This window comes from Citrobacter sp. Colony219 (assembly GCF_019382635.1).
Classification (GTDB): Bacteria; Pseudomonadota; Gammaproteobacteria; order Enterobacterales; family Enterobacteriaceae; genus Citrobacter; species Citrobacter youngae.
The window spans coordinates 3736476-3746554 of the sequence record NZ_CP080033.1; the positions used below are offsets into that span (position 1 = coordinate 3736476).

Consider the following 10079-nt stretch of genomic DNA (forward strand, 5'->3'; position numbering starts at 1 on the left):
AGCGTACACGCAGTACGTGAGGATGGCGAGCACACCCCGGTGCCGAAATGGCAAACAAGCCAGGCCGATTAGCGACCGGGGAATCCTGGGGGCATCATCCCTTTCATATTCCGCATCATCTTCGCCATTCCGCCCTTCTTCATTTTCTTCATCATGCGCTGCATGTCGTCGAACTGTTTCAGAAGACGGTTAACGTCCTGTACCTGCATCCCGCAGCCCAGTGCGATACGGCGTTTGCGGGAGCCTTTGATGATTTCCGGCTTAGCGCGTTCTTTCATCGTCATCGAGTTGATGATGGCTTCCATACGCACCAGCACTTTATCGTCCATCTGCGATTTCACGTTGTCAGGGATCTGCCCCATGCCCGGCAGCTTGCCCATCAGGCTGGCCATGCCGCCCATGTTTTTCATCTGCTTAAGCTGTTCAAGGAAATCGTTCAGATCGAAGCCGTCGCCTTTTTTCAGCTTGCTTGCTAATTTCTCTGCCTGTGCACGGTCAACTTTGCTTTCGATATCTTCGATCAGCGACAGCACGTCGCCCATGCCGAGAATACGTGAGGCAATTCTGTCCGGATGGAACGGCTCCAGCGCTTCCGTTTTCTCACCAACGCCGAGGAATTTAATCGGCTTACCAGTGATATGACGAATAGACAATGCCGCACCGCCACGGGCGTCACCATCGACTTTAGTCAGTACCACACCGGTCAGCGGCAGTGCTTCGTTAAACGCTTTCGCGGTATTCGCAGCATCCTGACCGGTCATGGCATCGACAACAAACAGCGTTTCTACTGGATTGATAGACGCGTGAACCTGTTTGATTTCGTCCATCATCGCTTCATCAACATGCAGACGACCGGCGGTATCCACCAGTAGCACGTCGTAGAATTTGAGCTTAGCTTCTTTCAGCGCGGCGTTAACAATATCAATCGGCTTCTGGCCGACATCCGACGGGAAGAAGTCCACGCCGACCTGTTCGGCCAACGTTTCCAACTGTTTGATCGCCGCCGGGCGATAGACGTCGGCAGAGACCACCAGCACTTTCTTCTTGTGCTTCTCGCGCAGGAATTTACCCAGCTTACCGACGCTGGTGGTTTTACCCGCACCCTGCAGGCCCGCCATCAGCACCACGGCCGGTGGCTGTGCCGCCAGGTTTAGCGTCTGGTTCTCTTCGCCCATCGCCGAAACCAGTTCGCTACGAACGATTTTAACGAACTCCTGACCCGGGGTCAGGCTCTTGTTAACTTCGTGACCAACCGCTTTCTCTTTTACGCGATTGATAAACTCACGCACTACCGGCAGCGCAACGTCAGCCTCCAGTAGCGCCATGCGCACTTCGCGCAGCGTCTCTTTAACGTTGTCTTCAGTAAGGCGTCCACGGCCACTGATATTGCGCAGCGTGCGCGACAAACGATCGGTTAAATTATCAAACATTGTCTCTCGCCTGGGGTGGAAACGGTCGGTCGCGACAGCGACACATCAACAGAAATTTGTCGCAGTATAACATGAAGCCGCCTTTGTTGTTATGCAACGGTTGGAGCAGCGGTCACGTAACGCTATACTGCTTTTCTTTATCCTTGGCCAACTGTCGACACCCATATGCCCGTTTTTGCTCTGTTAGCCCTTGTCGCCTATTCCGTCAGCCTTGCGCTGATCGTTCCCGCCCTGCTGCAAAAAAACAGCGGCTGGCGGCGTATGGCTATTCTTTCTGCGGTTATCGCGCTGGTCTGTCACGCGTTTGCCCTGGAAGCACGTATTCTGCCAGGTGGTGAAAGCGGACAAAACCTGAGCCTGCTGAACGTCGGTTCTCTGGTTAGCCTGATGATCTGTACTGTCATGACCATTGTGGCCTCGCGCAACCGCGGCTGGCTATTGCTACCGATCGTCTATGCGTTTGCATTAATCAATCTGGCATGCGCTACGTTTATGCCCAACGAATACATCACCCATCTCGAAGCAACTCCAGGCATGATGATTCACATCGGGTTATCGCTGTTCGCTTACGCCACGCTGATTATCGCCGCGCTCTATGCGCTGCAACTGGCATGGATTGACTACCAGTTGAAAAACAAAAAACTGGCCTTCAGCAATGAAATGCCACCGCTGATGAGCATTGAGCGGAAGATGTTTCATATCACCCAGATAGGCGTGGTTCTGCTGACGCTGACGCTGTGTACTGGCCTGTTTTATATGCACAACCTGTTCAGCACAGAAAATATTGATAAAGCCGTTCTGTCTATCGTGGCATGGTTTGTCTATATCGTTCTGCTGTGGGGACATTACCATGAAGGCTGGCGCGGACGTCGTGTCGTCTGGTTTAACGTCGCAGGCGCAGGTATTCTGACGCTGGCCTATTTCGGCAGCCGCATCCTGCAGCAGTTCGTGAGTTAAATCTTTAAGGAACCCTACGTGGAACACATCTCCACCACCACGCTTATTGTCACGCTTCTCATTATGGTGGTCATTTCCGCCTATTTTTCCGGTTCCGAAACCGGAATGATGACCCTGAACCGCTACCGTCTGCGACACCGGGCAAAACAGGGAAATCGTCAGGCAAAACGCGTTGAGAAATTACTTCGTAAGCCCGACCGTCTGATAAGCCTGGTCCTCATTGGCAACAACCTGGTGAATATTTTGGCCTCCGCACTCGGTACCATTGTCGGTATGCGTCTGTATGGCGATGCGGGCGTGGCAATCGCCACCGGGGTCCTGACCTTTGTGGTACTGGTATTTGCTGAAGTATTGCCCAAAACAATTGCCGCGCTGTATCCAGAAAAAGTGGCCTATCCCAGCAGCGTGTTGTTAGCGCCACTGCAAGTACTGATGATGCCGCTTGTCTGGTTACTGAATACCATCACGCGTCTGCTGATGCGTATGATGGGCATCAAAACGGATATCGTGGTGAGCGGTTCGCTGAGTAAAGATGAACTGCGCACGCTGGTGAATGAATCGCGCTCGCAAATCTCTCGTCGTAACCAGGATATGCTGCTGTCCGTGCTGGACCTGGAAAAAGTCAGCGTCGATGACATTATGATCCCGCGTAACGAAATCATCGGTATCGATATTAACGATGACTGGAAGTCTATCGTCCGCCAACTTTCTCACTCCCCGCACGGGCGTATTGTGCTGTACCGCGACTCGCTGGACGATGCCATTAGCATGCTGCGCGTGCGTGAAGCGTGGCGACTCATGGCCGAGAAAAAGGAGTTCACCAAAGAGACCATGCTACGCGCCGCCGACGAGATCTATTTTGTCCCGGAAGGCACCCCGCTCAGCACTCAGTTGATCAAATTTCAGCGTAATAAGAAGAAGGTCGGCCTGGTGGTCAACGAATATGGCGATATTCAGGGGTTGGTCACCGTTGAAGATATTCTGGAGGAGATTGTCGGTGAGTTCACCACTTCAATGTCACCAACGCTTGCCGAAGAAGTCACGCCGCAGAATGACGGTTCAGTGATTATTGATGGCAGCGCCAACGTTCGTGAAATCAATAAGGCATTTAACTGGCATTTGCCGGAAGATGATGCGCGAACGGTAAACGGTATTATCCTTGAAGCACTGGAAGAGATCCCCGTTGCCGGCACGCGAGTGCGTATTGGGCAGTACGATATCGATATTCTCGACGTGCAGGACAATATGATTAAGCAGGTGCAGGTATTGCCGGTCAAACCGCTACGAGAAAGCGTATCTGACCAGTGAGGATAATCCAGACCGGGTAACGCATCAGCACTACCCGGTCTGAGGCTGATTAGCTTTTTGCTTTCGCCACAGACACCATTGCCGCGCGAATGGTACGTCCATTAAGAGTATAGCCTTTCTGCATGACCATCAGCACGTTACCGGCAGCAACTTCATCAGACTCAACCATTGCAATAGCCTGGTGTACGTTCGGGTCCATCGGCACATCGATATCCGCAACCACCTGCACGCCAAACTTCGCCACAACATCCAGCATCGACTTGCGGGTCAGTTCAATACCTTCAACCATCGCCGCCATCGCGTCATTATCTTTGTTCGCCACTTCCAGCGCGCGATCCAGGCTATCCAGCACCGGCAGCAGTTCGTTGACGAATTTTTCCAACGCAAATTTATGCGCTTTTTCTACGTCAAGTTCGGTACGACGACGCAGGTTTTCCATTTCCGCTTTGATACGCAACACGCTGTCACGCTCGCGCGTTTCAGCTTCTGCAAGCTGAGCCTCCAGATTCGCAATCTTTTCATCGCGCGGATCCACCTGCTCAGCAGAAGCGTCTGATTCTACCGCCTCAACTTCTTCGTGCTGATCCATGATAATTTCTTCCGGGGCTTGCCCCTCAGGCGTTTTCTGTTCTTTACTACTCATGAATTTCTCCGCGTTTTTTTCGCATTCATCTCGCTAACCTGGATTATTATGGGGATAAGATTCAGGGTTTCAAGGGAAGTACTCACATTGTCACTAATCTTCGTTACAAGGACCTCGAGAAAATGAACAAACATTTCAAGTGTATTGGCATTGTGGGGCATCCACGTCACCCCACTGCACTGACCACACATGAAATGCTCTACCGCTGGCTGTGCGTCAAAGGTTATGAGGTTATCGTTGAGCAACAAATCGCCCACGAGCTGCAGTTGAAAAATGTGAAAACCGGTACGCTCGCAGAAATTGGTCAGCAAGCAGACCTCGCCGTAGTCGTCGGTGGCGACGGCAATATGCTGGGGGCTGCACGCACCCTGGCACGCTATGACATCAAAGTTATCGGGATTAACCGCGGCAATCTCGGTTTTCTGACCGATCTTGACCCGGACAATGCCCAACAGCAATTAGCTGACGTACTGGAAGGCCACTACATCAGCGAAAAGCGCTTTTTACTCGAAGCCCAGGTGTGCCAGCAGGATTGCCAGAAGCGCATTAGCACTGCGATCAATGAAGTTGTGTTGCACCCCGGAAAAGTGGCGCACATGATTGAATTTGAAGTCTATATCGATGAAATTTTTGCCTTCTCCCAGCGTTCAGACGGGCTAATTATCTCCACCCCGACCGGCTCTACCGCCTATTCGCTCTCTGCCGGAGGTCCCATCCTCACCCCTTCCCTGGATGCTATTACGCTGGTGCCGATGTTCCCGCATACGCTTTCCGCGCGACCGCTGGTAATCAACAGTAGCAGTACCATTCGCCTGCGCTTTTCTCATCGCCGCAACGATCTTGAGATCAGCTGCGACAGCCAGATCGCCCTGCCTATACAGGAAGGTGAAGACGTATTGATTCGCCGCTGTGATTATCATCTGAACCTGATACACCCAAAAGATTACAGTTATTTCAATACATTAAGCACTAAATTAGGCTGGTCAAAAAAATTATTCTAATTTAACGTCAACCTCTTTACTGTATAAAAAACCAGTTTATACTGTATGTAATTACAGTTATGGTTTTTCATACAGGAAAACAACTATGTTGGCACAACTGACCATCAGCAATTTTGCTATCGTTCGTGAACTGGAGATCGATTTCCAAAGCGGAATGACCGTCATCACCGGCGAGACCGGTGCGGGTAAATCCATTGCCATTGATGCTCTCGGGTTGTGTCTGGGCGGGCGGGCAGAGGCCGACATGGTACGTACAGATGCCACACGCGCCGATCTGTGCGCGCGCTTCTCTTTAAAAGATACCCCTGCGGCGCTACGCTGGCTGGAAGAGAACCAGCTTGAAGAAGGTCGTGAGTGTTTGTTACGCCGCGTAATCAGCAGCGACGGACGCTCCCGCGGATTTATCAATGGCACTGCCGTTCCCCTGTCACAGCTCCGTGAACTGGGCCAGTTGCTTATTCAAATCCATGGCCAGCACGCGCATCAACTCCTGACAAAATCGGAACACCAAAAGTTCCTGCTTGATGGTTACGCTAATGAAGCATCCCTGATTCAGGAAATGTCCGCGCGCTACCAGCTTTGGCACCAAAGCTGCCGCGACCTGGCGCATCATCAGCAACAAAGCCAGGAACGCGCTGCCCGGGCGGAACTGTTGCAATATCAGTTAAAAGAGCTGAACGAATTCAACCCCCAGGCAGGCGAGTTTGAGCAAATTGATGAAGAGTACAAGCGTCTGGCTAACAGCGGGCAGTTGCTCACCACCAGCCAGCAAGCGCTGGCTATCATGGCAGACGGCGAAGACATTAACCTGCAAAGCCAGCTGTACACGGCAAAACAGCTGGTCAGCGAACTGGCGGGAATGGACGGTAAGCTCTCCGGTATTCTGGACATGCTGGAAGAGGCGACAATCCAGCTCAGCGAAGCCAGCGATGAGCTGCGCCACTATTGCGATCGTCTGGATTTAGACCCTAACCGTTTGTTCGAGCTTGAACAGCGAATTTCTAAGCAAATCTCTCTGGCGCGTAAGCATCACGTCGCCCCTGAAGCACTGCCACAGTTTTACCAGTCCCTGCTTGATGAGCAACAGCAGCTTGACGATCAGGCTGATTCGCTCGAAACCTTAACCCTGGCGGTAAACACGCACCACCAGCAGGCGCTGGAAACGGCAAAAATGCTGCACCAACAGCGCCAGCATTATGCTCAGGAATTGGGGAAACTCATCACAGAAAGCATGCATGCTCTCTCGATGCCGCACGGTGTCTTTTGCATTGATGTGAAATTTGAGGAACACCATCTGAGCGCAGACGGTGCCGATCGTGTGGAATTCAAAGTTACCACTAACCCGGGTCAGCCGTTACAGCCGATTGCGAAAGTCGCTTCCGGTGGTGAGTTGTCGCGCATTGCGCTGGCTATTCAGGTGATTACCGCGCGTAAAATGGAAACTCCTGCGCTGATTTTCGATGAAGTCGACGTTGGTATCAGTGGTCCGACGGCAGCGGTTGTGGGTAAGCTACTGCGTCAATTGGGTGAATCAACCCAGGTGATGTGTGTGACTCACCTGCCGCAGGTTGCTGGTTGCGGTCATCAACATTTCTATGTCAGCAAAGAAACTGACGGCGCAATGACCGAAACACACATGCAGCCGCTGGATAAACGCGCTCGCCTGCAGGAATTAGCCCGCCTGCTTGGCGGTAGCGAAGTGACGCGTAATACCCTCGCAAATGCAAAAGAACTGCTGGCGGCATAAACTTTTTTACCTTGTGACGGTCTGAGTTCAACATAAAATCGCCGACCGACCCGACAGCAAAAGGTTTTAAAGTGGTGAAAGGTCTATTATCATCGGCATATTACATATGAGCCACGTACTGCTCGGGCCCGAAAAGGAATCAAATCACTATGCGCTGTAAAACGCTGACTGCTGCTGCAGCAGTACTACTGATGTTGACTGCAGGCTGTTCCACTCTGGAGCGAGTGGTTTACCGCCCTGACATCAACCAGGGAAATTATCTGACACCTACCGATGTCGCCAAAGTGCGTACAGGTATGACGCAACAGCAAGTTGCTTATGCACTGGGTACACCAATGATGTCCGATCCTTTTGGTACTAACACCTGGTTTTATGTGTTCCGTCAGCAGCCAGGGCATGAAGGCGTTACTCAGCAAACGCTGACGCTGACCTTTAACAGCAGCGGCGTATTAACCAACATTGATAACAAACCTGCTCTGACCGACAACAAGTAGGTTTGAGAGATCAAAAAAAGGTGCTCAATGAGCACCTTTTTTATTGTCTGTTATTTTTTAGCGGATTTCTCTGCTCGCTGCCTGCGCAGTTCTTTCGGATCAGCAATCAATGGCCGATAAATTTCCACCCGATCGCCGTCATGCAAAACATCAGCAAGCTTAACCGGACGGCTGTAGATGCCCACCTTATTTTTGCTGAGATCGATATCAGTACGTAGCTCCAGCAATCCCGAAGCGCGAATCGCCTCTTCGACGGTTGCGCCCTGCTGCAACGTCACGCGCTGCAGATACTGTTTCTCGGGCAGCGCGTACGCTACTTCAACGACAATTTTAGCCGACGCTGACACTGTAAACCTCTTTCGCGCGAACCGTGAAGGCCTGCACCATATTAGAAGCCAGCTCTTTAAAGATGCGGCCAAACGCCAGTTCGATTAACTTATTGGTGAACTCAAAATCGAGATGAAACTCAATACGACACGCTTCATGACTTAGTGGCGTAAACTTCCAGCCGCCAATCAGTTTCTTGAACGGTCCATCGACCAGATGCATCAGGATGCTCTGGTTACTGGTCAGTTGATTACGCGTGGTGAACGTTTTGCTGATCCCTGCTTTCGAGACATCCACAGCGGCCGTCATTTGCCCCGGAGTCGACTCCAGGACGCGGCTTCCGGTGCAACCCGGTAAAAACTGAGGATAGGATTTAACATCATTCACTAACTGATACATCTGTTCCGCACTGTAAGGTACTAAAGCGGTCCGGCTAATCTGAGGCATAACAATTTCCATCAATATCAATCGTGCAAATAATACCATTTATCATCCGCTAAAAAAAACGCTATAGCCCAACTCGTGCTAAGATAGCGCCTTGCGCCCCGCTGGATGAAATGGGGTGTTTTTCAATTCCAGATTACCTATACTGAGCGGCATTATGACGAAGAAAAAAGCACACAAACCTGGCTCAGCCACAATCGCGCTCAACAAGCGCGCACGACACGAATACTTTATTGAAGAAGAGTTCGAAGCTGGACTCGCACTGCAAGGCTGGGAAGTCAAATCCCTGCGCGCAGGAAAGGCCAATATTGGCGATAGCTATGTCATTCTCAAAGACGGCGAAGCGTTCCTGTTTGGCGCCAACTTCACGCCGATGGCCGTTGCCTCAACGCACGTCGTGTGTGACCCTACTCGCACCCGTAAGCTTCTGTTAAACCAACGCGAACTTGACTCCTTATATGGACGCATGAATCGTGACGGTTACACCGTCGTGGCACTTTCGCTGTACTGGAAGAATGCCTGGTGCAAAGTCAAAATTGGCGTCGCAAAAGGGAAGAAACAGCACGACAAGCGTTCCGATGTAAAAGAACGTGAGTGGCAGTTGGACAAAGCTCGTATTATGAAAAATGCAGGTCGATAAATCCCCTCTCAGCGGCCAGTCTCTCATCATGAGGCTGGCTCTTATTGTTTAGTTATTGAAACCCACCCATTATATTCACCAAAATTATAGTTTTTACACCGCTGAATCGTTCAAACCTAAAATAGTCTTTTCATTATTTTATCGGGTCCATAGCTTAATAAAATAAAACTTCAAGAGCGTATCGTTTATATTTTACGCCTCACCAATAACACTATTATTACTGGTGTTTATTAGATTTATAAAAAACCACAAAGAAGAAAAACAACTTTATATACAGCAAGTTAGATTTCAACAACAACCAAAACACGTACTGGAAAGTATCCTTTTCAATTACCTCAATGTATTTTTAATATAGATAATTTGCGTAATACATCCTTTCTGACTATATCATCTAATACGAAAGAACTATTCAGACTCAGGGGCCCTGACGTATTCGAAAAACAAACTGATACTTGCGTGACCTAATCAATGAAACCACATGTGCAAACTCATCTATACGATGAACGGGCACCTGTCAGCTCATTCTCCCAACACGCTATTGTGGATTAATACTCTCGGCCTGCCATCAGGAGTGAATATATGCGTCTACTCGCCGTTGTATCAAAATTGACTGGTGTTTCCACAAATATTGAAGCTTCAGAAGTCACGCTCAATTCACCTTCCATCGTGAAGCTGTCTGTTTCTCGTGAAGAAATCAGTCAGCTTACCCGCGTAAATCAGGATCTGATTGTCACACTCCGCTCTGGTGAAACTATCACAATTAAAAACTTTTACGTTGGCAAAGGTGATGAACAAAGCCAGCTCGTACTTGAAGATAGCAACGGCGCACTATGGTGGGTTCAGGATACGGATGGCGCATTCCACTATCAGCATCTGGACGATCTCACCCCATTGATGGCGAGCGAAGGCAGTCATGAAGGAGGCGCAGTTTGGCCCTGGGTTCTTGGCGGGATCGCGGTCGCTGGCGGAGTTGGCCTCGCTGCAGGTGGCGGTGGCGGTGGGGGGAGCGATAACAACGCCGGAAACGATAATGGTGGGAACGGCAATAGCAATGGCAATGGCAACGGCAATGGCAACGGCGATGGCAA

11 protein-coding genes are annotated in these 10079 nt (G+C 50.5%); 7 read left to right on the forward strand and 4 right to left on the reverse strand.

Annotation, left to right across the window (positions count from 1 at the left end):
* Positions 1-68: 68 nt before the first annotated feature.
* On the reverse strand, positions 69-1430 hold the full coding sequence (ffh, locus tag JTI85_RS16785; protein WP_048212938.1) for a signal recognition particle protein: 1362 nt from the start codon (positions 1428-1430) through the stop codon (positions 69-71).
* A 165-nt stretch (positions 1431-1595) separates the two neighbouring features.
* On the opposite strand from ffh, the gene JTI85_RS16790 reads away from it, so the two are divergent.
* Together JTI85_RS16790 and JTI85_RS16795 are read left to right on the forward strand one after the other, a co-directional pair.
* On the forward strand, positions 1596-2387 hold the full coding sequence (locus tag JTI85_RS16790) for an inner membrane protein YpjD (protein ID WP_048212939.1): 792 nt from the start codon (positions 1596-1598) through the stop codon (positions 2385-2387).
* A gap of 18 nt (positions 2388-2405) precedes the next feature.
* A complete protein-coding gene (locus JTI85_RS16795; RefSeq protein WP_219351777.1) occupies positions 2406-3695 on the forward strand; it encodes an HlyC/CorC family transporter in 1290 nt (429 codons plus the stop codon).
* Positions 3696-3744: 49 nt separating this feature from the next.
* On the opposite strand, the gene grpE is transcribed toward JTI85_RS16795, so the two are convergent.
* Positions 3745-4338: a nucleotide exchange factor GrpE gene (gene grpE, locus JTI85_RS16800; protein ID WP_048212941.1), complete on the reverse strand. Its 594-nt coding sequence runs from the start codon at positions 4336-4338 to the stop codon at positions 3745-3747.
* A 122-nt stretch (positions 4339-4460) separates the two neighbouring features.
* Here grpE and nadK point away from each other — a divergent pair, with 122 nt between their 5' ends.
* The 3 genes from nadK to bamE all read left to right on the forward strand — a co-directional run bounded on the left by nadK (position 4461) and on the right by bamE (position 7580).
* A complete protein-coding gene (gene nadK, locus JTI85_RS16805) occupies positions 4461-5339 on the forward strand; it encodes an NAD(+) kinase (RefSeq protein WP_005130436.1) in 879 nt (292 codons plus the stop codon).
* An 85-nt stretch (positions 5340-5424) separates the two neighbouring features.
* A complete protein-coding gene (recN, locus tag JTI85_RS16810; protein ID WP_172741838.1) occupies positions 5425-7086 on the forward strand; it encodes a DNA repair protein RecN in 1662 nt (553 codons plus the stop codon).
* Between the two features lie 149 nt (positions 7087-7235).
* Positions 7236-7580, forward strand: a complete 345-nt coding sequence (bamE, locus tag JTI85_RS16815) for an outer membrane protein assembly factor BamE (protein ID WP_003826401.1) — start codon at positions 7236-7238, stop codon at positions 7578-7580.
* 50 nt (positions 7581-7630) lie between these two features.
* On the opposite strand, the gene JTI85_RS16820 is transcribed toward bamE, so the two are convergent.
* Both JTI85_RS16820 and ratA read right to left on the reverse strand, forming a co-directional pair.
* Positions 7631-7927 (reverse strand): RnfH family protein, encoded by a 297-nt coding sequence (locus JTI85_RS16820; RefSeq protein ID WP_003839823.1) that lies wholly within the window; start codon positions 7925-7927, stop codon positions 7631-7633.
* Positions 7911-8354, reverse strand: coding sequence for a type II toxin-antitoxin system toxin RatA (ratA, locus tag JTI85_RS16825; protein ID WP_003031213.1), 444 nt, complete (start codon positions 8352-8354; stop codon positions 7911-7913). Before ratA ends, JTI85_RS16820 begins: the two co-directional genes overlap by 17 nt.
* 154 nt (positions 8355-8508) lie before the next feature.
* Here ratA and smpB point away from each other — a divergent pair, with 154 nt between their 5' ends.
* Together smpB and JTI85_RS21565 are read left to right on the forward strand one after the other, a co-directional pair.
* Positions 8509-8991: an SsrA-binding protein SmpB gene (gene smpB, locus JTI85_RS16830; RefSeq protein WP_003031211.1), complete on the forward strand. Its 483-nt coding sequence runs from the start codon at positions 8509-8511 to the stop codon at positions 8989-8991.
* A 579-nt stretch (positions 8992-9570) separates the two neighbouring features.
* A partial coding sequence (locus JTI85_RS21565; RefSeq protein WP_255574844.1) for a BapA prefix-like domain-containing protein occupies positions 9571-10079 on the forward strand: 509 nt, incomplete at its 3' end.